Source organism: Stenotrophomonas sp. Steno-Z1, from assembly GCF_056393175.1.
The window spans coordinates 1-22,432 of sequence record NZ_JBWJPB010000012.1 but is presented as its reverse complement, the minus strand read 5'-3'; the positions used below and the strand labels follow the sequence as shown (position 1 = coordinate 22,432).

Sequence of the window (22,432 nt, the reverse complement as noted above, 5' to 3'; positions counted from 1 at the left end):
GTGCCTCACTAATGGACAACCGAACCACAGCCCTGAACATGGTTCCGATGGTGGTCGAACAGACCAGCCGCGGCGAGCGCGCCTATGACATCTATTCGCGCCTGTTGAAGGAGCGTCTGATCTTCCTGGTGGGCCCGATCGACGATCACATGGCCAACGTGGTGGTGGCGCAGCTGCTGTTCCTGGAAGCGGACAATCCGGAAAAGGACATCAGCATCTACATCAACTCGCCCGGTGGCGTGGTCACCGCCGGCATGGCGATCTACGACACCATGCAGTACATCAAGCCGGACGTGAGCACCATCTGCGTCGGCCAGGCGGCCTCGATGGGCGCCCTGCTGCTGGCCTCCGGCGCGGCCGGCAAGCGTTATGCGCTGCCGAACTCGCGGGTGATGATCCACCAGCCGCTGGGCGGCTTCCAGGGCCAGGCCACGGACATCGACATCCATGCCCGTGAAATCCTGACCCTGCGTTCGCGCCTGAACGAGGTGCTGGCCAAGCACACCGGGCAGTCGCTGGAGACCATCGCGCGCGATACCGAGCGCGACAACTTCAAGAGCGCGGCCGATGCGGTGGCCTACGGTCTGGTCGACCAGGTGCTCGAGCGCCGTCCGGAAGAGTCGATCACCCCGGCGTGATGATGCAGCCAGGCCGGCATTCCGGCTTGTTTCCGCAGGGTCGGGCCGGACTGGCGTCCTCCCGACCCTGTGCTATTCTCGAATCGAACCCCCGTTCAGCGGGTGGGGTAACTGGGTAAGCGAAGCATGAGCGAAGACCGCCAAGGTCGTTCCACGGACACCGGCAAGATCCTCTACTGTTCTTTCTGCGGGAAGAGCCAGCATGAGGTGCGCAAGCTGATTGCGGGCCCGAGCGTGTTCATCTGCGATGAGTGCGTGGAGCTGTGCAACGACATCATCCGTGAAGAACTCGAGGAAAAGGCGCAGTCGGCGCGCAGTTCGCTGCCCAAGCCGCGCGAGATCCTCGAAGTCCTCGACCAGTACGTGATTGGCCAGAACCGGGCCAAGCGCACGCTGGCCGTGGCTGTGTACAACCACTACAAGCGCATCGAGAGCCGGCAGAAGAACGACGAGGTCGAACTGGCCAAGTCGAACATCCTGCTGGTCGGTCCGACCGGTTCGGGCAAGACGCTGCTGGCCGAGACCCTGGCCCGCCTGCTCAATGTGCCGTTCACCATGGCCGACGCCACCACGCTGACCGAAGCCGGTTACGTGGGCGAAGACGTGGAAAACATCATCCAGAAGCTGCTGCAGAAGTGCGACTACGACGTCGAGAAGGCACAGCAGGGCATCGTCTACATCGATGAAATCGACAAGATCTCGCGCAAGAGCGAGAACCCGTCGATCACCCGCGATGTGTCCGGCGAAGGCGTCCAGCAGGCCCTGCTGAAGCTGATCGAAGGCACCGTGGCCAGCGTGCCGCCGCAGGGCGGGCGCAAGCATCCGCAGCAGGAATTCCTGCAGGTGGACACCAAGAACATCCTGTTCATCTGCGGCGGCGCGTTCGCCGGGCTGGACAAGGTGATCCAGGCCCGTTCCAACGACGCCGGCGGCATCGGCTTCGGCGCGAAGGTCAAGAGCTCCGAGCGCAAGCAGGAAGTGGGCAAGGTGCTGGCGGAAGTCGAGCCGGAAGACCTGATCAAGTTCGGCCTGATTCCGGAGTTCGTCGGCCGCCTGCCGGTCGTGGCGACGCTGGAAGAGCTGGACGAGGCCGCCCTGGTCAGGATCCTGACCGAGCCGAAGAACGCCATCACCAAGCAGTTCAAGAAGCTGTTCGAGATGGAGCACGTGGAACTGGAGTTCCGCCCGGACGCCCTCTCGGCCATTGCCCGCAAGGCGCTGAAGCGCAAGACCGGTGCCCGTGGCCTGCGTACCATCGTCGAATCGGTACTGCTGGACACCATGTACGACCTGCCGTCGGCCGAGAACGTCAGCAAGGTGGTGGTGGATGAATCGGTGATCGAGCACAAGTCCGAGCCGTACCTGATCTACCAGACCCCGCCGGCCCCTGAACAGAAGGCCGCTGGCGCGGAGTAATCGGTTCAAGCGTTTGAATTGAAACAAGTTTATTAGAACAGCTTGCATCTAGAAGCCGATGGCCCCATAACGAGGCCATCGGCTTTTTTTGTATCCGGGCGAGGCCGCCCGGAGGCCATCCCCACTGTTCCACTGGAGCCCACATGGCCCGTTCCCCTACTGAGACTCTCGACCTGCCGGTACTGCCGCTGCGTGACGTGGTGGTGTTCCCGCACATGGTCATTCCGCTGTTTGTCGGCCGCGACAAGTCCATGCACGCGCTGGAACAGGCGATGGCGGCGGACAAGCGCATCCTGCTGCTGGCACAGAAGTCGGCCGAGACCGACGACCCCAACGCGGCCGATCTTTACCAGGTCGGCACGCTGGCCCAGGTGCTGCAGCTGCTGAAGCTGCCTGACGGCACCATCAAGGTGCTGGTGGAGGGCCTGTCGCGGGTCAACGTCACCCAGGTCACCGAGCGCGACGGCGCGCTGCACGGCGTGGCCACCGAAATCGAATCGGACGAATCGCGCGAGCCGCGCGAGATCGAGGCGATCGCCCGCTCGCTGATGTCGCTGTTCGAGCAGTACGTCAAGACCAACCGCAAGCTGCCGCCGGAGCTGCTGCAGACCCTGGCCGGCATCGACGAGCCCTCGCGCCTGGCCGACACCATCGCCGCGCACATCAGCGTGCGCCTGGCCGACAAGCAGCGCCTGCTGGAAACCCTGCAGATCGGCGACCGCCTGGAAATGCTGGTCGGCCTGGTCGACGGCGAGATCGACGTGCAGCAGATGGAAAAGCGCATCCGCGGCCGCGTGAAGTCGCAGATGGAAAAAAGCCAGCGCGAGTACTACCTCAATGAGCAGATGAAGGCCATCCAGAAGGAACTGGGCGACCTGGACGACGCGCCGGGCGAGCTGGACGAACTGGCACGCAAGATCGCCGAGGCGGGCATGCCCAAGCCGGTGGAGACCAAGGCCAAGGCCGAGCTCAACAAGCTCAAGCAGATGTCGCCGATGTCGGCCGAAGCCGCGGTCGTGCGCAACTACCTGGACTGGCTGCTGGGCGTGCCGTGGAAGAAGCGCACCAAGGTGCGCAAGGACCTCAAGGTTGCGCAGGACACGCTGGACGCCGATCACTTCGGCCTGGACAAGGTCAAGGACCGCATCCTGGAATACCTCGCCGTGCAGTCGCGGGTGAAGCAGATGAAGGGCCCGATCCTGTGTTTGGTCGGCCCGCCCGGCGTGGGCAAGACCTCGCTGGGGCAGTCGATCGCCAAGGCCACCAACCGCAAGTTCGTGCGCATGAGCCTGGGCGGCGTGCGCGACGAGGCCGAGATCCGTGGCCATCGTCGGACCTACGTCGGCTCGATGCCGGGCCGCATCGTGCAGAACCTCAACAAGGTGGGCAGCAAGAACGCGCTGTTCGTGCTCGATGAGATCGACAAGATGTCGATGGACTTCCGTGGCGATCCGTCCTCGGCGCTGCTGGAAGTGCTCGACCCGGAGCAGAACAACGCCTTCAACGACCACTACCTGGAAGTGGACCTGGACCTGTCCGAAGTGATGTTCGTGGCGACCTCCAATTCGCTCAACATCCCCGGCCCGCTGCTGGACCGCATGGAAGTCATCCGCATCCCCGGCTACACCGAGGATGAGAAGCTCAACATCGCCATGCGCTACCTGGTGCCCAAGCAGCTCAAGGCCAATGGCCTCAAGCCGGAGGAACTGGAGATCGAGGCCGACGCCATCCAGGACATCGTGCGCTACTACACGCGCGAATCGGGCGTGCGCAACCTCGAGCGCGAAGTGGCCAAGATCTGCCGCAAGGTGGTCAAGGACATCGCGCTCGCCGGCCCGGCCGGGCTGCCCAAGCCGGCCAAGGCCGGCAAGAAGGCCAGCGCGAAGAAGAAGGCGCTGGTGGTGGTCAATGGCAAGAACCTGGACAAGTACCTGGGCGTGCGCCGGGTCGACTTCGGTCGTGCCGAAGAACAGAACGAGATCGGCCTGGTCACCGGCCTGGCCTGGACCGAAGTCGGTGGCGATCTGCTGCAGATCGAATCGACCCTGGTCCCGGGCAAGGGCCAGCTGATCCTCACCGGCCAGCTCGGCAACGTGATGAAGGAGTCGGCCTCGGCCGCCCTGTCGGTGGTGCGCTCGCGCGCCGAACGCCTGGGCATCGACAACGAGTTCCTGCAGAAGCACGACGTGCACGTGCACGTGCCCGATGGCGCCACCCCGAAGGACGGCCCCAGCGCCGGCATCGCGATGGTGACCTCGCTGGTGTCCACGCTGACCAAGGTGCCGATCCGCGCCGAGGTGGCGATGACCGGCGAGATCACCCTGCGCGGTCGCGTGACCGCGATCGGTGGGCTCAAGGAGAAGTTGCTGGCGGCGCTGCGCGGCGGCATCACCACGGTGATCATCCCCGAAGAGAACCGCAAGGACCTGGCGGATATCCCGGCCAACGTGACCCGCGACCTGAAGATCATTCCGGTGAAGTGGATCGAAGAGGTGCTGGACCTGGCCCTGGAGACCCCGCTGACCCCGAAGAAGGCCAAGAAGGATGGGGCGCGCGTCACAGTGCGCAGCAAGAGCAAGACAGCTTCCAACGCGCGCGTCAAGCACTGACGCGCCATCTGGAAATCGCCGAAACCCGCGTCGTTATTGGCTTTTCAGCTTGCGCGGGTAGGGGTGCGCTGGTATAAAAGCAGCACTCGCGAGTCAGCACTCACTGACGTCGGCGAATCGAGAACTTCACTGGCGTCCGGCCGCAGTCTGGGTCGGATGCTTCACTGTCGAACATGCGGAATCCCCGCCAAAGGAGCTGTACAGAATGAACAAGACCGAATTGATCGACGCCGTTGCCGAGGCCGCCGACCTGACCAAGGCCGAGTCCAACCGCGCCGTCGACGCCGTCATCGCTTCCATCACCAAGGCCCTGAAGGGCGGTGACGCGGTGACGCTGGTGGGCTTCGGTACGTTCCAGGTTCGCGCGCGTGCTGCCCGCACCGGTCGCAACCCGAAGACCGGCGACACCATCAAGATCGCTGCATCGAACAATCCGTCGTTCAAGGCTGGCAAAGCCCTGAAGGATGCCGTAAACTAAGCGGCTTGCTGGGGTGCTTAGCTCAGCGGTAGAGCGTCTCCTTTACACGGAGAGGGTCGGGGGTTCGAAACCCTCAGCACCCACCACAGCACCGCCAGTAAAAGTTTGAAATGTGGAGCGGTAGTTCAGCTGGTTAGAATGCTGGCCTGTCACGCCGGAGGTCGCGGGTTCGAGTCCCGTCCGCTCCGCCAGTTTCAATAGGGCCCCTGAGCGATCGGGGGCCTTGTTTTCTCCAGCGATGTACGTCGCGGTGAAAGGTGGTAGAGCCGACCGTTGGTCGGCTGAAAAAGTTCAAGCGCGGAGCGGTAGTTCAGCTGGTTAGAATGCTGGCCTGTCACGCCGGAGGTCGCGGGTTCGAGTCCCGTCCGCTCCGCCAGTTACAAAAAAATCCTCGAAAAAAGCAGTATTCGGGGTAGGTTTTCTGAATATCTTCGGATAGAATGAGCGCCTGCAAAGTTTCAAGCGCGGAGCGGTAGTTCAGCTGGTTAGAATGCTGGCCTGTCACGCCGGAGGTCGCGGGTTCGAGTCCCGTCCGCTCCGCCAATCTTTGAAGAGCCCCTGGTGAAAACCAGGGGCTTTTTTTTTGGCTTTTCTCCCAATGAGAACGGGACCGTCCTGTTGCAACGGCGGGAGCAGGTGGCGTACGTCCGTGCTCGTTCGTCCGGATAGTCGCGGCGACGTCGTGGATCGGGTGGCGGCGCCGTTCGGAATTACTGCGAGCGTGAGGCCCCGCAGCCGCCGCCAGGCCCCTGGCGCAACGGTCCCTCGGCCTGGCGAACTCCTCCGTTATTTTGCCGAGGAGCCTGCCGACCGCGACGGGGCTCGGCTCGCGGTACAGGCGCGGTGTCGAACGGTTTTTTTGTGACCGTTGGTGGGTTGGGCGCTGGCTCCCCATGCCCTTGGAGGCGAAATAAAGGGGGAGGGGGCGGCCGTAGGCCGACGCCGGAGGACATTCGCCGGAAAGGGCATGGGGAGCCAGCGCTTAACCCGCCAACAGTCGCGTCCGGCGTGGGCCACAGCGCGCTTCGTGCGTTTCAGGCCGATGGCAGAGAGCCGGCTTTGCCTGCTGCGACAGTATCCAGCGCACCATGCCCAGCTGCCGACGCCGGGATCGATGCAAGTGCGACATCCGGCGGCCCGCAGCCGTTGCGGTAGCGGCCCCGCGCCTGCCCGCGCGGGTTTTGGAGCCACGCCGGAAGCGGGTTACACTGCCCGGCTCGCCACTCAGGCCATGATTTTTCCCATGCTGCAGAAACTTCGCGACAAGACCTCGGGCTGGATCGTTACGGTGATCCTGGGGCTGCTGATGATTCCGTTCCTGTTCGTGATCGACTCCAGCTACCTCGGTGGCGTGGGCGCGCAGAACGTGGCCAAGGTGGCAGCGCCGCCGACGTGGTGGCGCTCGGCGCCGTCGTGGTGGCCGATGTCGTTCCTGTGGCAGCACCATGAGATCAGCTCGCAGGACTTCCGCGTCCGCTTCGAGCAGGCGCGCCAGCAGGCCCGCCAGGAGCAGGGTGAGGACTTCGACCCGCGCCATTTCGAAAGCACCGAAAACAAGCTGGCCGTGCTCGAGCAGATGATCGACGAGCAGGTCGTGCGCCTCGCCGGCGAGCAGTCCGGCATCGTGATCGGCGACAACGCCGTGCGCGAGTACATCGCCGCGATCCCCGCGTTCATCGGCGCCGACGGCAAGTTCAATGACAACCAGTACCGGATTGCGCTGGCCAGCGGCAATCCGCCGCGCACCCCGACCCAGTTCGAGGCGCTGGTGCGCGAAAGCATCCAGCAGGCCGTGATCCCGTCCGCGCTGCAGTCGTCCGGTTTCGTCACCCAGGCCGAGACCGAGCGCCTGCTCAAGATGCTCGGCGAAACCCGCGACATCGAACTGGCCGCGCTGCCGGACGTGCCGGCCGACACCGCGCCGGTCACCGACGCGCAGATCAAGCAGTGGTACGACGGCCACCTCAAGCAGTTCCGCCAGCCGGAAACCGTGTCGCTGGAATACGTTGAAATCAACGGCGCCAGCCTGCCGCCGGCCACGGCCGCCGACGAAGCGACCCTGCGCAAGCGCTATGACGAAGAGAAGGCGCGCTTTGCCACGCCCGAACAGCGACTGGCCTCGCACATCCTGATCGCCGCCGATGGCAGCGATCCGGCCAAGCTCAAGGCGGCCGAAGAAAAGGCCCTGCGCCTGACCGCCGATGCCAAGAAGTCGGGTGCCGATTTCGCCGCCCTGGCCAAGGCCAACTCCGAAGACCCCGGTTCCAAGGAACACGGTGGCGACCTCGGCTGGGTCGAGCGCGGCGCGATGGTCAAGCCGTTCGAAGATGCGCTGTTCAACATGCAGGCCGGTGAAGTGACCGGGCCGGTCAAGACCGACTTCGGCTACCACGTGCTGCTGCTGCGCGAGAAGAAGGGCGGCGAAAGCCGTTCGTTCGAGCAGGTGCACGACCAGCTGGTGGCCGAGCAGCTGAAGGCGGACAACGAGCGTGCGTTCACCGAGCTGAGCGGCCGCCTGGTCGACCTGGTCTACAAGAACCCCACCTCGCTGGAAGGCGCGGCCAAGGAACTGAACCTGCCGGTGCAGACCTTGGGCCCGTTCACCCGCGCCACCGCCAGCGGCGTCGCCGCCAACCCGGCGGTACTGCGCGCGGCGTTCTCCGACATCCTGACCCAGGACGGTACGGTCAGCGACCCGATCGAGATCGCGCCCAACCACAACGTGATGATCCGGGTGACCGAGCACAGCCCGGAGCAGGCACTGCCGCTGGACAAGGCGCGCGAGCAGGTGATCGCCGCGATCCATGCCGACCGTAGCCGCCAGGCCTCCGAGAAGGCCGCGGACGCACTGCTGGCCAAGCTCAAGGCCGGGCAGAGCCTGCAGGAGCTCGCCGTCAGCGAGAAGCTGCAGCTGAACCCGATGCCGGGCCTGCCGCGTACCCAGCCGGTTCCGACCCCGGAAATCAACCGCGCCGTGTTCTCGGCGGTTGCGCCGACCGAAGGCAAGCCGAGCTACGGCAAGGTGGCGGTGCAGGGCCGGTACGTGGTCTATGCGGTGACCAAGGTCAGCCCGGGCAACCTGGCGGAGATCCAGCCGGAGCAGAAGAAGGCCTTCAGCGAACAGCTGAACCAGATCGACGGCCTGGCGGCGGCCAAGGCCTACATCGAGGCCATGCGCAAGCGCTACCGCGTACAGACCGAAGAAGCCAACCTGTAACCGATCCGGTCGCAGCGGCAGCAGAAGGCCCGGCATTGCCGGGCCTTCTGCGTTTGTGGGGTGGGGCACCTGCGGTCCCTGCGCGCGCCGTCGTGGCGCCCAGCGCGGGCCTCCGGTGGCCGGCCATCCCCCGGAAACGACGATGCCCGGCATCGCCGGGCATCGCGGTCATCCTCAGGGCCGGCGGGAAATCCCGTCAATCCTCCACGCGCAGCACCGCGCCTGGCTTCAGCACGCTGCTGCCGGTGAGCCCGTTCAGCGACAGCAGGGCCTTGAGCGGCATGCCATAGCGGCGCGCGATGGTCCACGGCGACTCACCGTCGCGCACGGTATGGCGGCGGTTGCGCGGGCGATCGGCGCTGCTGGCCACGGTGCGGGCGGCGCGCGGGGCGGCGGGGGCGGCTTTGGCCGTCGGCAGGGCATCGCTGGCCGCGGCGGGCGCGTCCACCGCGGCGACGGTGGCCATCACCGCAGCGCTGGCATCCGCCGGCGCGTGCGCCGCCGGCGCCAGCACGGTCACCTGGCCGCTGGGACGGCCCTTGCCGCTGGCCAGCGCCGGGTTGAGCCGGGCGATCCGTGCCGGGTCCAGGGAGCGCTGTGCGGCCCACTGCTGGACGCTGGTGCCGGCCGGCAGGGTGTGGCCCTTCAGCACCGGCACGGTGCGGTCCAGCGAGGCCATCACGCCGGGCTTGGTCTCGGCGTTCTCCAGCACGCAGGCCAGCGCGTGCAGCTTCTCGACGTAGGCGTAGGTGATCGGCGACAGGCCCGGCAGTTCGGCCGGGCGCGCGTTCTGCGCGTTCATCCCGGCCTTGCGCAGTGACTGCAGCACCCGGTACTCGCCGGCGTTGTAGGCCATGGTGGCCAGCCGCCAGTCGCCGCCGAACATGCCGTGCAGGGTTTTCAGGTAGCGCACCGCGGCCTGGGTCGAATCGACCGCCGAGAGGCGGCCGTCGTAACCGGCGGTCATCTGCACGCGATGGTTCTTGGCGGTGGTGGCGATGAACTGCCACAGGCCCGCCGGACCGCTGCCGTTGCGGGCATTGGGGCGGTAGCCGCTTTCCACGAACGGGATCAGGGCGAACTCGGTCGGCAGGTTCGACCGGCGCAGTTCCTCGACCACGTAGCCGAACAGCACCAGGGCATCGTCGTCCTGGTTGGCCAGGCGCGAGGGCGCATGGGCAAACTGTTTCTGCCAGCGCGGGCTGGTGGCCTCGGCATTGCAGGTCGGCTCGGCCAGGCCCTCACGGAAGCTGGCGAAGATCTCCTGCCCGTTGCGCACCGAAACCGGCGGCAGGGCGCTGGCCTCCAGTGGCAGCTGCGACAGGCCGGCCACGTTCTGCGACATGCCGGCACTCAACGACTGGGCGCTCGCGCCGCCAGCCAGGGACAACCCCAGGCCGAGCGCGAGCGGCAACAATCGCCGGCTCATGTACGGAATCCGTCTTTCCAGCCGCGCAGACCTGCGACGACATCGACTTCATCGGTGACGGGGCGACCCAGGTGGGCACTGACGGCCTGCTGGATCGAGTGCGTTCCGGTACGCAGGAACGGATTGCATTCAAGCTCGCTGGCCAGTGACACGGGCAGCGTGGGGCGGTCATCGCGGCGCATGGCCAGGGCCTCCTCATGGCGCTGCAGCAACGCAGCGTTGGTGGGGTCGACATGCCGCGCGAAGACGGCATTTGACACGGTGTATTCGTGCCCGCAACACAACAACAGGTGCGGCGGCAGGGACGCCAGCTTGTGCAGGGATGCCAGAAGCTGGGACGGCGTACCTTCGAACATGCGGCCACAGCCCAGGCTGAACAGTGCGTCGCCACTGAAAAGATGTTCAGCGGTGTGAAACGCGACATGCGAACGGGTGTGACCGGGCACGGATACTACGTGGAACCTTTGGCCCAATGCCTGAACGGGTTCACCTTCAACGACCCGATGGGTCGCCAGGGGGATGCGCGGATCGGCCGGTGCATGCACCTCCAGCCCCGGGTAGCGGGCCTGCAGCTCGGCCACGCCGCCGATGTGATCGTCGTGGTGATGGGTGAGCAGGATCGCCCGCGGCACCCATCCCTGCTGCGTTGCGGCAGCCACCACCGGCGCCGCCTGGCCCGGATCGACCACGACCGCCTGGCCGTCTTCGGCGACCAGCGCCCAGATGTAGTTGTCCGCAAATGCGGGTAGGGCAGTGAGTCGCATAGAATTGGACCATGCCCGCCGCGCCGAGCCCCCGTCAAGCGTCAGTCGCATCCTGGTTTGATACTGAACCGGCGCAAGTGCTGTGCCAGTTGGAGTTCGAGCGGTTGACGCCGTTGCTGAACGAGCGGCCGAGCACACCTTGGCTGTGGCTGGCGCCGACCGCCGCCTGGACCGCCCTGGCCGACCTGCCCGGACGCGGCCTGCGCCTGCATCGCGAGGGCGGCGGTTATGCCGGCGACACCCGGTGTGGGCTGCCGTTGCCGCTGCCCAACGAAAGCGTCAACGCGATCGTGCTGCAGCACGTGACCGCACGCGATGCCGAGCACCTCATCGCCGAGTGCGAGCGGGTGCTGATGCCCGGTGGGCGGCTGTGGCTGTCCACGCTCAACCCGTTCAGTCCGTATCGCCGCCAGTGGCGCCACCACGGGCTGGTGGTACGCACGCCGCAACGCCTGCGGCACACGCTCGAGCGGGCCGGTCTGGCCTGCGAGCAGCTGGATTACCTGGGGCCAATGTGGGCCAACCGTGCCCCTGGCCTGCGCAGCCTGGCGCCGCTGCGCGCAGCCTGCCTGTTCACCGCCGAGAAACGCACCCTGGCCCTGCCAGGACCTACGCCACTGCCGGTACGCCGTTGGCACGGTACCGTGGCGACCTGATCTGGAATGCAATGAAGACAATCGAACTACACACCGACGGCTCCTGCCTTGGCAACCCCGGCCCCGGCGGCTGGGCGGCCTTGATGCGCTATAACGCGCACGAGCGCGAGTTGAGCGGCGGTGAAGCGCACACCACCAACAACCGGATGGAACTGATGGCGGCCATCTCCGGGCTGGAGGCGCTGACCGAGCCCTGCAACATCGTGCTGTTCACCGATTCGCAGTACGTCCGCCAGGGACTGACCCAGTGGATGCCGGGCTGGATCCGCAAGAACTGGAAGACCGCCGGCGGCGATCCGGTCAAGAACCGCGACCTGTGGGAACGGCTGCACGCGGCCACGCTGCGCCACCAGATCGACTGGCGCTGGGTGAAGGGGCACTCCGGCGACCCGGACAACGAACGCGTGGACCAGCTGGCGCGCGACGCCGCGATCCGGATCCGCGCCGCCGGCCCGGTACACTGAGCCCATGCGTCAGATCATCCTCGATACCGAAACCACCGGCCTGGAGTGGCGAAAGGGCAACCGCATCGTCGAAATCGGCTGTGTGGAGCTGCTTGAGCGCCGGCCCAGCGGCAACAATTACCACCAGTACATCAAGCCGGACTGCGAGTTCGAACAGGGCGCGCAGGAAGTTACCGGGCTGACCCTGGAGTTCCTGGCCGACAAGCCGGTCTTCGCGCAGATCGCCGAGGAGTTCCTGGCCTTCATCGATGGCGCCGAGCTGATCATCCACAACGCCGCGTTCGATATCGGCTTCCTGGACAACGAGCTGTCGCTGCTCGGCGACCACTACGGCAAGATCACCGACCGCTGCACGGTGATCGATACGCTGAAGATGGCGCGCGAGCGCTTCCCGGGCCAGCGCAACTCGCTGGATGCGCTGTGCAAGCGGCTCGGCGTGGACAACGCCCATCGCCAACTGCACGGCGGCCTGCTCGATGCGCAGATCCTGGGCGATGTGTACATCGCGCTGACCTCGGGCCAGGAAGAAATCGGTTTCGGTTCGGTCGACGACGCCAAGGGCGGCACCGCCCATGCGCAGGCGTTCGACACCTCGCGCCTGTTGCCGCGTCCGCGCGTGGTGGCCACCGCCTCCGAGCTGGAAGCGCACGAGGCGCGGCTGGCCAAGCTGCGCAAGAAGGCCGGCCACGCAATCTGGGACGGCGAGCGCGTGATGGCCGAGGCGGGCTGACCGCAGGGCGCCGCATGCCTGGATCTGCCGGGTGGCGCCACGCCAGGCGTGGCTGCGGCCCGGCTGGCGGCGTGCACGGGCCGGAGCGGAGGGCAGCCGGGCGTGGCTCGGCTCTACCCGGGGTGGGCCGGCCCGGGTGTAAGTCGGGCGGTGATGGCTATCTCGCTCAGCGCCCCGTCGGTGCGGCGACCGTCAGCCTTTGAATCCGCATGCTCGGCCCGCGCTCCTCGAGTCGGCATGGCGCAGCGTCCGCCGCCGCGCGACCGGTCGGGCCTCAGTGGCAGCGCACCAGGATCACGGTGATGTTGTCCGAACCGCCCCCGTCCAGGGCGGCCGCCACCAGGGTGTCCACGCATTCCTGGGCGCTGGCGTCGTCGTAGGCCAGGGTGCTTGCGATGCCCTTGTCCTCCACTTCCTCGGTCAAGCCGTCGCTGCACAGAAGCAACTGCATGCCCGGGCGCAGTTCACCGGTGGTGGTAGCCACGTTCAGGTGCGCCGGATCGGTCACTCCCAACGCCTGGGTGACCACGTTGCGGTGCGGATGCGCGCGCGCCTGCTCGGCGGTCAGGTTGCCCTGCGCCACCATTTCCTGGACCACGCTGTGGTCCTGGCTGAGCTGGGCCAGGGCGCCGTCGCGCCACAGGTAGGCGCGGCTGTCGCCGACCCAGGCCACCTCATAGCGATTGCCCTGTACGCGCGCAGCCACCACGGTGGTGCCCATCGGCAGGCTGTCGTTGCGGCGGCGCGAGGTACGGATGATTTCCTCGTCGGCGACCCGGATCGCATGTGCCAGGGTCGCGCCCTGGCGGATCTCGCGCACGATGGTTTCGCGCGCCAGGGCGCTCGCCACCTCGCCGCAGGCGTGCCCGCCCATGCCGTCGGCGACCAGCCACAACGCCAGTTCGCCATCGCCGTAGTAGGTGTCCTCGTTGAGGTCACGGCGCAGGCCAGGGTGGGTGAGGTGTCCGAATTCGATCATGAGGGGGCGGCATCCAAGGGGACGTTGCAGGGGATAACGGCATGATCGCGGGCCGCCGGACATCCGGCAAGGCATCCAGACAGAAGAAATTCACGTGCGTGGCAAACGAATGACTTGTCGTCGGCGCATCCTGCCCGTATTATTCGCCTCCCGGTTCGCCGGGACCATCTGGAGAGGTGGCAGAGCGGTTGAATGTACCTGACTCGAAATCAGGCAGGCGTTTATAGCGCCTCGGGGGTTCGAATCCCCCCCTCTCCGCCAGACACGCAAAAAAGGCTACCCAACGGGTGGCCTTTTTTGCGTGTCTGGCGGAGAGGGGGGTGAAGCGAAGACACGCCGGGGTTCGACGGATTCGTCTGGAACGAATCCGGACAGCCGAACGGCTGGCCCTGGAGCGCGCAGCGCGGAAGGGCTGGGCCCATGGATGGGCCCAGCAATCCCGGCAATGAAGCGGCCACCCTCGTTCCGGGTTCGACCCTCCGACGGAGAGGCAACGCCGCCCGAAGGGCGGCCGCTGTGGGACGGACGTGCGCCGAGCATCACGAAGCCATGCATGGCGTGGCTCTACCGGGCCGCAGGCGCCCGGCATCACCGTCCGCTAAACTGCCGATCTCACGTAACGGATGTCCCCCATGACCGCTGAAATCCTGGTTCCCGTGTCCTTCGGCGAGCTGCTGGACAAGATCTCGATCCTGCAGATCAAGTCCGAGCGCATCGACGATGCTGCCAAGCTGGCCAACATCCATGCCGAGCTGAGTGCGCTGGAGAAGACGTGGATGGCGCATCCGGCCGCGGTCAAGGACATCGCGCGCCTGCGCGCCGAGCTGAAGGCGGTCAACGAGCGCCTGTGGGACATCGAGGACAACATCCGCCTGCAGGACAAGGCGCAGGCCTTCGACGAGGACTTCATCGCCCTGGCCCGCAGCGTCTACCTGGAGAACGACCAGCGTGCGCGGATCAAGAAGGACATCAACCTGGCGCTGGGCTCGGGTTACGTCGAAGAGAAGTCGTATAAGGACTACGCGCCCAAGGGCGCGTAATTCCGTCGGCCTGCGACGCTAAAAGGGGGGGGCGAACGCTCGCCGGCAACCCCGTGATGTCCGCCTGCCGGTCAGGCCGGGCGGTGATCGGCGACATAACGCTCGAACGCGGCGATGCCGTCTTCGACGGTGATCAGTTGCATCACGTCGTCGAACTCGATCTTGGTGCCCCATTTCAGTTCGCTGGCCGGCTTGCCGAGGAACTTGCGCGCTGCATCGTCGTAGCGGTCCACACAGTAGCGGCGGTCCGAATACGGGCCACTGCGGGCCGGATTGCTGGCCGCGTGCAGGCCCAGCACCTTGCTGCCCATGGCGTTGGCGATGTGCATCGGGCCCGAGTCGGGGGTCATCACCAGCGCGGCGCGGGCCAACAGGGCCGGCAGCTGCTTGAGCGTGTCCTTGCCGACCAGGTCCAGCGCCGGGGTCTGCAGCTGGGCCTGGATGGCATCGGCCATGTCCCGCTCCAGCGTGCTGCGCCCGCCGCACAGCACCACCCGCCAGCCACGCGTGCCGGCGTGGTTGGCCACCGCCGCATAGCGGTCGGCATACCAGTTGCGGCGCACGTGGCTGGAGCAGGGCGAGATCATCAGCACGGGGCGGCCATCGTCCTGCCACTGCGCCTGCGTCCAGGCCACCGCCGCTGGCGGAATGGCCAGGTCCCAGCTGACCTCGCTCTGGCGGATGCCGAGCGGCTCGCCGAAGCTGCCGATCGCATCCAGCACATGGATGCCGGGGCGGTCGGGGATGCGTTCGTTGATGAAAAGGCCGTGAAGATCCTTGGAGCGTGCCTTGTCGTAACCGATCCGGCGCACGGCCGGCACGAACGCGGACAGCACGTTGGCGCGGAAGGCCACCTGCATTTGCAGCAGCGCCTCGAAACGCCCCGGCGGGAACCCGCTGCGCAGCGCGCGCATGCCGGCCAGCCCGGTCTTCTTGTCGTAGGGGTGGAATACCACGCCCGGCAGGCCATCGAGCAGCTTGTGGCCGGCCTTGTCGATGATCCAGTGCAGCGGCGTGCCCGGCCTGGCCTGCTGCAGGGTCCTCACCAGCGGCACCACGTGGGTGACGTCGCCGAGTGCGGACAAACGCAAAAGACACAAGGAAGAGGACGCTGATGCCATGGTGTTGTTAGACTCGAAGGAATGGTCGCATTCGACGCCACTGAAGCGCTGACGCCCTGCCGCGATGGACGCGGCATGGGTGCCATTCTGTTCGACCGCGAACGGCTGCGGCAAGCCGAGATCGGCCTGTTCTCGCCCGCCCACTGGGCCGAGCGGGCGCGTCCGGTCGGCGATGGCGGCCGTGGCGGGGCCTGGTTCGTGGATGCGCCGTTTGGCCAATGCGTGCTGCGCCAGTACCTGCGCGGCGGCATGGCGGCCAAACTCAGCCGCGATCAGTACCTGTGGCGTGGTGCCAACCGCACCCGCAGTTTTGCCGAGTTCCGCCTGATGCGCGCGCTGCGCGCGCTGAAGCTGCCGGTGCCGCAACCGATCGCCGCGTTCTACATGCGCGACGGCATGCGCTACCGCGCGGCCATCCTGATGGAGCGGCTGGAAGGCGTGCGCTCGCTGGCCGACCGCGCGCTGGTCGCCGGCCGTGGTGCGCCATGGGAAGAAACCGGGCGGCTGATCGCGCGGTTCCATCGCGCCGGGCTGGACCACGCCGACCTCAACGCCCACAACATCCTGTTCGACGCCAATGGCCATGGCTGGCTGATCGATTTCGACCGCTGCGTGCAGCGCATCCCGGCCACCCGCTGGCGTGAGAAGAACCTCAAGCGCCTGCTGCGCTCGCTGATCAAGCTGCGCGGCGAGCGCAGCCAGGACGACGTGGAAAAAGATTACGCACGACTGCGCCGTGCCTACGACCTGGCCTGGAACCGGGGCTACTGATGGAGTGGGCACTGCGTTTCATGGGCGTCGGCAATGCCTCGGCGGTCCAGCTCGGCTCGCCGATGGCCGTGATCGAGCGCGAAGGCAGGCCCTGGCTGACCATCGATTGCGGTGGGGAAGGCCTGACCGCTTTCCAGGCCCAGTACGGGCACGTGCCGCAGGCGCTGTTCGTCACCCATGTGCACCTGGACCACGTCGCCGGCTTTGAACGGCTGTTCGTGGATGCGTTCTTCTCGCCGCACCGGCGTGGCCGCATCCGCGTGTACGTGCCGGCCACGGTGGTGCCGCTGCTGCACCGGCGCGTGGCCGACTACCCCAATGTGCTGGCCGAGGGCGGCGCCAACTTCTGGGATGCCTTCCAGCTGATCGTGGTGGGCGATGCGTTCTGGCACGACGGCGTGCGCCTGGAGGTGTTCCCGGTGCGTCACCACTGGCCGGAAACCGCGTACGGCCTGCGCCTCAAGGGCGCCGTGGTGTGGAGCGGGGATACCCGGCCGATTCCGGAAATGCTGGCGCGTTATGCCGACGACAACGAGCTGATCGCCCACGACTGTGGCCTGCACGGCAACCCGTCGCACACGGGCGTTGACGACCTGGAGCGCGAATACAGCGCTGCGTTGCAGGCGCGGATGATGCTCTACCACTACGCCAGCGAGGCCGATGGCGATGCGCTGCGCCAGCGCGGCCATCGTGTCGCGCTGCCCGGCGAATGCGTGCCGCTGGCCACGCCGACGGCCATGCACGTACTGGCCCAGGACCCGCCCTGAGCATGGCGTCCGCACCGGACCTCGCCGCGCTGGCTGCTCACCTTGAAGCCCTCGAACGCGCCCTGCATGCCCCCAGGGTGCGGGGCGATGCGGCGCGTCTGGCGGACCTGCTGGATAGCGACTTCAGTGAGATCGGCAGTTCCGGGAACTGCTACGGGCGCGCGGCGGCGCTGGTCGACATTCCCGCCGAGCGCACGGCGGTGGAGATCGTCTCTGAGGACTATCGCATTGCCCTGCTGGCGCCGACCCTGGCCCAGGTGCGTTATCGCAGCTGGTATGTGATCGAGGGGGTGCGCCAGCGCGAGGTGCTGCGCAGTTCGCTGTGGCGACTGAGCGGGGGCGCGTGGCGGGTGGTGTTTCATCAGGGCACGCCGGCGGCGGCAGGCGGCAGCGACACGTCGGCGTAGCCGGGCCCCAAAAAGGTGGCGGCCCCGCCGGCTGACCTCGGCGCCCGCGTCGATCGATACCGTTGCTGCCTTCCGGCCCTGGCGGGATTTTCGACCTAGCGTCGCGAGGGGCCGACGGGGCCACCATAGAGACGTTCCACACGTGGGGCGATCGGGGATCGACGCCCAGTGTTGGAAGCTGTACTGCAGGAGCAGGCCCCCCGTAGTGCAGTCGCGCATTCTAGCGCATGCGTGGCACGCAGTGCCAGCGCATGCCGCTCAGTCGGCGCGCTGCCAGAGCAGGTCCAGGTCGCCGTCCACGAAGCCCAGGCCGATACCCGCTACCTGGTGGGTCAGGCGCGGGCCGAAACGGGGCGTGTCCAGTGCCTGCAGCAACGCCGCGTGCACTGCGGCCAGGCACGCTTCCCAGCCCTGGCCGGTCAGTGCAAAGGGGAGCTCGATCTCGCGCACGGGCGGCGCCCATATCTCGTCGCAGGGCCAGTCCGTATCGTTCGCATCGAAGCGGTCGGTGCCGACCAGTTCGATGCAGAATCCGGCATCGTCGCCCGCTGCGCCTTCGCTGAGGTTGAACGACAGCCCCACGACCGCCTCCGGTAGCCGCGCCTGTAGCGCCTGTTCCAGCCAGTCGGCCAGTGTCGGATGAATCGGCATGCGCCTTTCCTGCATCAGGGCGGGACAGGATGCCACGCGGCGGGCATGGAGCTGAATCAACCGCGTCCCAGGGCTGAACCCTGCGCAAAGCGGCGGATCTGCAGGTGCCTGGATCGAAACGGCGTTGCTAGAATCGGCGGCAGGAGGAACGACCTCCCCCGCAACGGGAACCAACGACCAGGACGACCTGGCCCCCATCAAGGAGGGCCGCATGGCCTGGATCTATCTGTTGGCAGCCGGAGTACTCGAAATCGTCTGGGCGTTCGCGATGAAGCAGTCCGACGGGTTCAGCAAGCTCACGCCCTCGGTCATCACCCTTGCCGCCATGATCGCCAGCTTCTGGCTGTTGTCGCTGGCCATGCGCACGTTGCCACTGGGCACCGCGTACACGATCTGGACCGGCATCGGTGCGGTGGGCGCGTTCGTCATCGGCATCATCTTCCTGGGCGAAACGATCAATGCGATGCGGATCGGCGCGGCGGTGCTGATCGTGAGCGGGCTGGTGCTGATGAAGGTGTCGAGCAGCTGAGTGCCCGCCCGCTCCGGTGGCCCCCTGGAAGGGGCCACCGATAGGCGGTTTATCATCGAGGGTCAGGGCGCGAGCGTTGCGGCGATACTGTCCAGAAGTGAACGCTCGAGCGTTCCTTTTGCCCTGCACGTGGTCAATCCGTGCGTGAATTGCCCCTCCTGTCCGGTGTTGAAGCTGGACGTATCGTTCACGGTCTGGGGAGGGCGGCGGTTGAAGTTCATGTCCAGCTCGAATGTGGACGCGGTCAGCGAAATTGCGGGTACGTACCGGACGGTGACCTTCACCCGCGTGGATGTGTCATCGAGTGCCGTGGCGAAGATGTTCATCTTGCCGGACAGGGTCATCCTTCGCTCATGCGTATAGAGGTTTCCGGCATTCACTGCCTCGTACCGCGCGAAATCCGCCGCGCCTGCGTAGGCGTAGTCCCGCCTGCCACGCAGATTCTTCACCCACAGGGACCACTGGCCACAATCCAACGCGCTCCCTGCCTCGGGTACCGAGAACGACAGGGTGATGAGCCCGGACGCCTTGTCGATGTTGTCGATCACGAAGGACGTTTCGGACAGGTGCGAGACCAGGGCCCGCCACGTGGTGTCGAAGGGGGCGGAAAAATCCCGGCTGTTCCGGATCTCAAGCGGAGCGGTGGGCGGGGTGTACTGGGAATCGCCGTCGAGTAGCTTGCCGTACGCTGCCATCGGAACGCTGAGCGCGGTTGCCGTCAGGCAGGCGATGATGATCGTTCGAAACACGGGTTTCCTCCTTGACTGTGTCGTGCCGCGAGCACGTTGCCGTGCGGCATCGTAGCGCCGGCCCGGTCACCATGAACAGGGGCATCCGGCAGGATGTCCTCCCGCGCTATGCCAGCGATAGCGCCATGCCCACGGCATCCAGGCCCGGACCATGGCCATCGCTCACCACGCCGGTCACTTCAAACCCCTGTGCGCGGTAGAAGTCGCAGCTGTGCTGGCTGGTGCTCAACACCACGCGGCGCGCGCCACGCGCACGTGCCTGCTGCAGGCGCGCGTGCGCCAGTTCGCTGCCGAGCCCCTGCCGGTGCATGGCCCGTTCCACCATGCCCCAGCAGAACGCGGCGGTCAGCGCGTCGTCCATCGCCAGTCCGCCGCATGCCACCACCCGGCCGTGGCGTTCGATCACCAGGTAGTCCGCAGGTCGCGCAGGCTGCTGCAGGTAAGTGGCAAAATCCGCACGTTCATGCACGCCGAAGAACTGCGGGACGTTGCCGTCGAAGAGGGCCAGGCAGGCGGGTGTATCGGCAGCGGTGAAGGCGCGGATCGGGGACATGGACTGCATGCGGGTGGGCGGATCGGCTGACTGTGCCACGAACCCGGCAGTCGGCGCGCCGCGCTACCCAGACAAATAAAAAGGGCCACCCGATGGGCAGCCCTTTTCATGTGTGTGGCGGAGAGAGGGGGAAACAGTACCTTGACCGTCCCGCCTAGCTCCGGAGGCGTCCACAAACCGGATTTGTGTCCTGTGGTGTGTCCCGGATGCTACCCAAGTTCGCACCATGATGCGAGCAGGGGTACGGCCTGGAGTTCGTCGGCTTGGGCCGTCCTAAAGATCCCCGCAGGCGAGCCGCTATCTATGAGGGCCTCTAATCAATGGGTATCTTTAGCTGGCGTCCTTGACCCGGCGGAGTTCTCGGTCGATGAGACGAGGCCGGTCTATGCTTGGCAACAGAGGGGTGGACTAGAAGGAAATACCGGAATGCAATTTCGGATGTGGTCAGCAGGAGTGCTTTTTCTAGGGTCATATGCCCCGCTGGCCTTTGTCCTGGCGGCGCAAGACATCAAAAAAGCGCTGTGGGGAGAACCCATATGTGGTTGGGGAGGGCAGTTTGATTGCGAACTTCAGATCTTTGAGCACCCTTGGGCATCCTTGGCCGCAATAGTGGTTACATCAGCCGCACTGTGGCTGACGATGTATTCCATAAAGGCTGTCCGATTGAAGATCGAAGCTGAAGTTCTGTCCGCGAAGCCCGTTCCGAATGACCTGATTAATTATGTTTTCCCCTACGTTGTATCATTCATGGGGTTGAGTTACGGAGATCCGCAGAAGTTGGCGGGATTCTTCGTTTTTCTTGTGCTTTTGTTTTTGATTACCTATAGGTCGGGGCAGATTCTGATGAACCCCGTATTGATTGCTTTCGGCTGGCGGCTGTATGAGGTTGATATTGCTGTCGGTGGAAAACAGGTCCATAAGACCGTGCGCGCGCTGAAGCAAGGAAAGCTGTTGCCTGGCAAGCAGCTTATTGAGGATGTTCAGGAAGTATATTTGATGGGGGACCCATGAGCGATCTGGCATTGAAAAGCCTCAAGGCATTTGACCTCGCCGGGTCAAGCGTATTCCTTTGGGTGTTTAAGAGGAGCGTTGGTACGAAGAAATTCAAGGCGTACTACATCAAGACGGATCCAGTCCTAGATAATGCTCTCAAGGGTTTTGCGGAAAATGAGAGGGCCCGAATTAACGAGTGGATTCCATATGGGCATCTCTCTCAGCCCACCGATGATGGATGCCTGACTATTGCTGTGGGTGATACTGACTTTCAGGTTCTAAAGGATCTCGTTGACGAGCCGGAGTCTGACCATGCGACTAATGATCTTAAGAAGCTCAAGGGCGCTGTCGGCTACTTGGTGAAGTTTGTAAAGGACGGGCAGACCCTCTACGCCACGCGGCGCACGCCGATGACGTGGAAGCCGGTATATATAAAGAAAAATGTAATTAATGCCATTTTTAAGAACGGTCAGTTGTCGGCCGTAGCGGGTGATGAGTTCACACTTGAGCCCCGATTTGACATCTTTGCCTTGGATGGTGTTCTTTTGGTGTCGAACAAGAAGGGCTTTGAGTCAATGATGCAGTATCGAGCTGGCTATGCTCAGGCGTTCGAAAAGCTGAAGTTGGAGCCTGCCTTCTCCGCTCTCTTTACTGACATGCAACCGCTGTTGGACTATGTTGGCGAGAATGGAACGCATCTAAAGAGGATGACGGTGATTCAGGACAAGAATCTCTATTCCAATCCAAAATATTTGAAGGCGCTCAAGACTGTTGCGACGAAGCGGAAGTGGGGCGTCGCTTTCGATAAGGCGGGGAAAATTATCCCGACCGCAGAGACCGCCAAGGTCATCATGACATTGCTGTTGGATCACCGCCTTGTTAGTGAAATCACCGATATCATGTATGACGTTCCTGATGGAATTCCGGTCAAATGATTTAGTATGTTGCTAGTTTGTTGACGATTTGATTGGGCGGACTACTATGTTTAGAGGAGGCCCTTTTATATGAAAAAGAATTGTATTGAATCGTGGTTGCTGTCGCCCAGTGTGTTTGACTTTAGATATTTTCTCCTCTGTGCCGTCGCGCCAGTTGCGCTCTTTACGCCAGAGTCGTTGTTGTTGAAATTTGTTCTGGTAATGGCTGGTTCTGCACTTGGTATTTTGGCTTATCGTCTTAACCTAAGGGAGTGTCCCGGCTGTGATAAAGTTCCTAGAAAATGAGTGGGTGGTTGTTGGCCTGACGGCCCTGATATCTTTCCTGGTTCTTGTGTGTTACATCGGGGTTGTGATTCTCAAGGGAAAGAGGCTTCACATGGGGATGGGCTCTTTATTGGTTATGGATACTTTTCTTCTTTTTGGATCAATTATCCTGATCATAAAGTCGATAGCATTCATGCTAATCGGAAGGCCGGTGGTTATCGTGTCGTCGGATTTCATCTACCTGTTTATAGGGTTGATGGCATGTGTGATTT

At 64.7% G+C, this 22,432-nt stretch carries 23 protein-coding genes, 5 tRNA genes and 1 other RNA gene; 21 read left to right on the top strand and 8 right to left on the bottom strand.

The window, feature by feature from the left end; translation table 11 throughout:
• Positions 1-11 precede the first annotated feature (11 nt).
• From clpP to AC06FD_RS19465, 9 genes are all read left to right on the top strand, one after another.
• On the top strand, positions 12-638 hold the full coding sequence (gene clpP, locus AC06FD_RS19505; protein WP_038690153.1) for an ATP-dependent Clp endopeptidase proteolytic subunit ClpP: 627 nt from the start codon (positions 12-14) through the stop codon (positions 636-638).
• A gap of 126 nt (positions 639-764) precedes the next feature.
• Complete coding sequence (clpX, locus tag AC06FD_RS19500) at positions 765-2,054, top strand: ATP-dependent Clp protease ATP-binding subunit ClpX (RefSeq protein ID WP_259209997.1); 1,290 nt, start codon at positions 765-767, stop codon at positions 2,052-2,054.
• A 143-nt stretch (positions 2,055-2,197) separates the two neighbouring features.
• Complete coding sequence (lon, locus tag AC06FD_RS19495) at positions 2,198-4,663, top strand: endopeptidase La (protein WP_259209998.1); 2,466 nt, start codon at positions 2,198-2,200, stop codon at positions 4,661-4,663.
• 205 nt (positions 4,664-4,868) lie between these two features.
• Complete coding sequence (locus tag AC06FD_RS19490; RefSeq protein ID WP_038690141.1) at positions 4,869-5,141, top strand: HU family DNA-binding protein; 273 nt, start codon at positions 4,869-4,871, stop codon at positions 5,139-5,141.
• Positions 5,142-5,152: 11 nt separating this feature from the next.
• Positions 5,153-5,227: transfer RNA gene (locus tag AC06FD_RS19485), tRNA-Val, on the top strand.
• A 28-nt stretch (positions 5,228-5,255) separates the two neighbouring features.
• Positions 5,256-5,332: transfer RNA gene (locus tag AC06FD_RS19480), tRNA-Asp, on the top strand.
• A 108-nt stretch (positions 5,333-5,440) separates the two neighbouring features.
• Positions 5,441-5,517, top strand: a tRNA-Asp gene (locus AC06FD_RS19475).
• Between the two features lie 90 nt (positions 5,518-5,607).
• A tRNA-Asp gene (locus AC06FD_RS19470) sits at positions 5,608-5,684 on the top strand.
• Positions 5,685-6,384: 700 nt separating this feature from the next.
• Positions 6,385-8,358 carry a peptidyl-prolyl cis-trans isomerase gene (locus AC06FD_RS19465; RefSeq protein ID WP_478078684.1) on the top strand — a complete coding sequence of 658 codons (1,974 nt, stop codon included), beginning with the start codon at positions 6,385-6,387 and terminating at the stop codon, positions 8,356-8,358.
• Between the two features lie 196 nt (positions 8,359-8,554).
• Here AC06FD_RS19465 and AC06FD_RS19460 read toward each other — a convergent pair whose 3' ends face one another.
• Complete coding sequence (locus AC06FD_RS19460; protein WP_394163960.1) at positions 8,555-9,787, bottom strand: lytic transglycosylase domain-containing protein; 1,233 nt, start codon at positions 9,785-9,787, stop codon at positions 8,555-8,557.
• Positions 9,784-10,551 (bottom strand): hydroxyacylglutathione hydrolase, encoded by a 768-nt coding sequence (gene gloB, locus AC06FD_RS19455; RefSeq protein ID WP_478047494.1) that lies wholly within the window; start codon positions 10,549-10,551, stop codon positions 9,784-9,786. Before gloB ends, AC06FD_RS19460 begins: the two co-directional genes overlap by 4 nt.
• A gap of 11 nt (positions 10,552-10,562) precedes the next feature.
• Between gloB and AC06FD_RS19450 the strand changes: the two genes are divergently transcribed.
• From AC06FD_RS19450 to dnaQ, 3 genes are read left to right on the top strand one after another with little or no spacing between them, the layout of a single operon-like run.
• Complete coding sequence (locus AC06FD_RS19450) at positions 10,563-11,207, top strand: TRM11 family methyltransferase (RefSeq protein WP_478047495.1); 645 nt, start codon at positions 10,563-10,565, stop codon at positions 11,205-11,207.
• Between the two features lie 11 nt (positions 11,208-11,218).
• The gene (gene rnhA, locus AC06FD_RS19445; RefSeq protein WP_259210003.1) at positions 11,219-11,671 is read left to right on the top strand and encodes a ribonuclease HI; all 453 of its coding nucleotides are present in this window, start codon (positions 11,219-11,221) and stop codon (positions 11,669-11,671) included.
• A 4-nt stretch (positions 11,672-11,675) separates the two neighbouring features.
• Positions 11,676-12,401: a DNA polymerase III subunit epsilon gene (dnaQ, locus tag AC06FD_RS19440; RefSeq protein WP_394163958.1), complete on the top strand. Its 726-nt coding sequence runs from the start codon at positions 11,676-11,678 to the stop codon at positions 12,399-12,401.
• A gap of 274 nt (positions 12,402-12,675) precedes the next feature.
• Here dnaQ and AC06FD_RS19435 read toward each other — a convergent pair whose 3' ends face one another.
• Positions 12,676-13,380, bottom strand: a complete 705-nt coding sequence (locus tag AC06FD_RS19435) for a PP2C family protein-serine/threonine phosphatase (RefSeq protein ID WP_259210005.1) — start codon at positions 13,378-13,380, stop codon at positions 12,676-12,678.
• A 170-nt stretch (positions 13,381-13,550) separates the two neighbouring features.
• On the opposite strand from AC06FD_RS19435, the gene AC06FD_RS19430 reads away from it, so the two are divergent.
• Both AC06FD_RS19430 and AC06FD_RS19425 read left to right on the top strand, forming a co-directional pair.
• A tRNA-Ser gene (locus AC06FD_RS19430) sits at positions 13,551-13,641 on the top strand.
• 371 nt (positions 13,642-14,012) lie between these two features.
• Positions 14,013-14,420: a DUF6165 family protein gene (locus tag AC06FD_RS19425; protein ID WP_259210006.1), complete on the top strand. Its 408-nt coding sequence runs from the start codon at positions 14,013-14,015 to the stop codon at positions 14,418-14,420.
• Positions 14,421-14,491: 71 nt separating this feature from the next.
• Here the strand turns inward: AC06FD_RS19425 and AC06FD_RS19420 are convergent, their stop codons facing one another.
• Positions 14,492-15,541 (bottom strand): glycosyltransferase family 9 protein, encoded by a 1,050-nt coding sequence (locus AC06FD_RS19420; protein WP_478078683.1) that lies wholly within the window; start codon positions 15,539-15,541, stop codon positions 14,492-14,494.
• A gap of 21 nt (positions 15,542-15,562) precedes the next feature.
• Here AC06FD_RS19420 and AC06FD_RS19415 point away from each other — a divergent pair, with 21 nt between their 5' ends.
• From AC06FD_RS19415 to AC06FD_RS19405, 3 genes are read left to right on the top strand one after another with little or no spacing between them, the layout of a single operon-like run.
• Positions 15,563-16,312, top strand: a complete 750-nt coding sequence (locus AC06FD_RS19415; protein WP_259210008.1) for a 3-deoxy-D-manno-octulosonic acid kinase — start codon at positions 15,563-15,565, stop codon at positions 16,310-16,312.
• A complete protein-coding gene (locus tag AC06FD_RS19410) occupies positions 16,312-17,079 on the top strand; it encodes an MBL fold metallo-hydrolase (protein ID WP_259210009.1) in 768 nt (255 codons plus the stop codon). The genes AC06FD_RS19415 and AC06FD_RS19410 overlap by 1 nt, the downstream gene beginning before the upstream one ends.
• Positions 17,076-17,486 (top strand): nuclear transport factor 2 family protein, encoded by a 411-nt coding sequence (locus AC06FD_RS19405; RefSeq protein ID WP_478078699.1) that lies wholly within the window; start codon positions 17,076-17,078, stop codon positions 17,484-17,486. Before AC06FD_RS19410 ends, AC06FD_RS19405 begins: the two co-directional genes overlap by 4 nt.
• Before the next feature lie 21 nt (positions 17,487-17,507).
• Here the strand turns inward: AC06FD_RS19405 and ffs are convergent.
• Together ffs and AC06FD_RS19395 are read right to left on the bottom strand one after the other, a co-directional pair.
• An RNA gene (ffs, locus tag AC06FD_RS19400) (signal recognition particle sRNA small type) lies at positions 17,508-17,604 on the bottom strand.
• A 140-nt stretch (positions 17,605-17,744) separates the two neighbouring features.
• Positions 17,745-18,137: a hypothetical protein gene (locus AC06FD_RS19395; protein WP_478078682.1), complete on the bottom strand. Its 393-nt coding sequence runs from the start codon at positions 18,135-18,137 to the stop codon at positions 17,745-17,747.
• Positions 18,138-18,348: 211 nt separating this feature from the next.
• Between AC06FD_RS19395 and AC06FD_RS19390 the strand changes: the two genes are divergently transcribed.
• Positions 18,349-18,666 (top strand): DMT family transporter, encoded by a 318-nt coding sequence (locus AC06FD_RS19390; RefSeq protein ID WP_478078681.1) that lies wholly within the window; start codon positions 18,349-18,351, stop codon positions 18,664-18,666.
• A gap of 62 nt (positions 18,667-18,728) precedes the next feature.
• Here AC06FD_RS19390 and AC06FD_RS19385 read toward each other — a convergent pair whose 3' ends face one another.
• On the bottom strand, positions 18,729-19,415 hold the full coding sequence (locus tag AC06FD_RS19385) for a hypothetical protein (protein ID WP_478078680.1): 687 nt from the start codon (positions 19,413-19,415) through the stop codon (positions 18,729-18,731).
• Positions 19,416-19,521: 106 nt separating this feature from the next.
• A complete protein-coding gene (locus AC06FD_RS19380) occupies positions 19,522-19,968 on the bottom strand; it encodes a GNAT family N-acetyltransferase (RefSeq protein ID WP_478078679.1) in 447 nt (148 codons plus the stop codon).
• 426 nt (positions 19,969-20,394) lie between these two features.
• On the opposite strand from AC06FD_RS19380, the gene AC06FD_RS19375 reads away from it, so the two are divergent.
• The 3 genes from AC06FD_RS19375 to AC06FD_RS19365 form a co-directional block, all read left to right on the top strand.
• Entirely contained in the window at positions 20,395-20,979 is a 585-nt protein-coding gene (locus AC06FD_RS19375; protein ID WP_478078678.1) for a hypothetical protein, read from the top strand.
• The gene (locus tag AC06FD_RS19370; protein WP_478078677.1) at positions 20,976-21,896 is read left to right on the top strand and encodes a Kiwa anti-phage protein KwaB-like domain-containing protein; all 921 of its coding nucleotides are present in this window, start codon (positions 20,976-20,978) and stop codon (positions 21,894-21,896) included. Before AC06FD_RS19375 ends, AC06FD_RS19370 begins: the two co-directional genes overlap by 4 nt.
• A gap of 262 nt (positions 21,897-22,158) precedes the next feature.
• On the top strand, positions 22,159-22,432 hold a 274-nt coding region (locus tag AC06FD_RS19365), incomplete at its 3' end, for a hypothetical protein (RefSeq protein WP_478078676.1).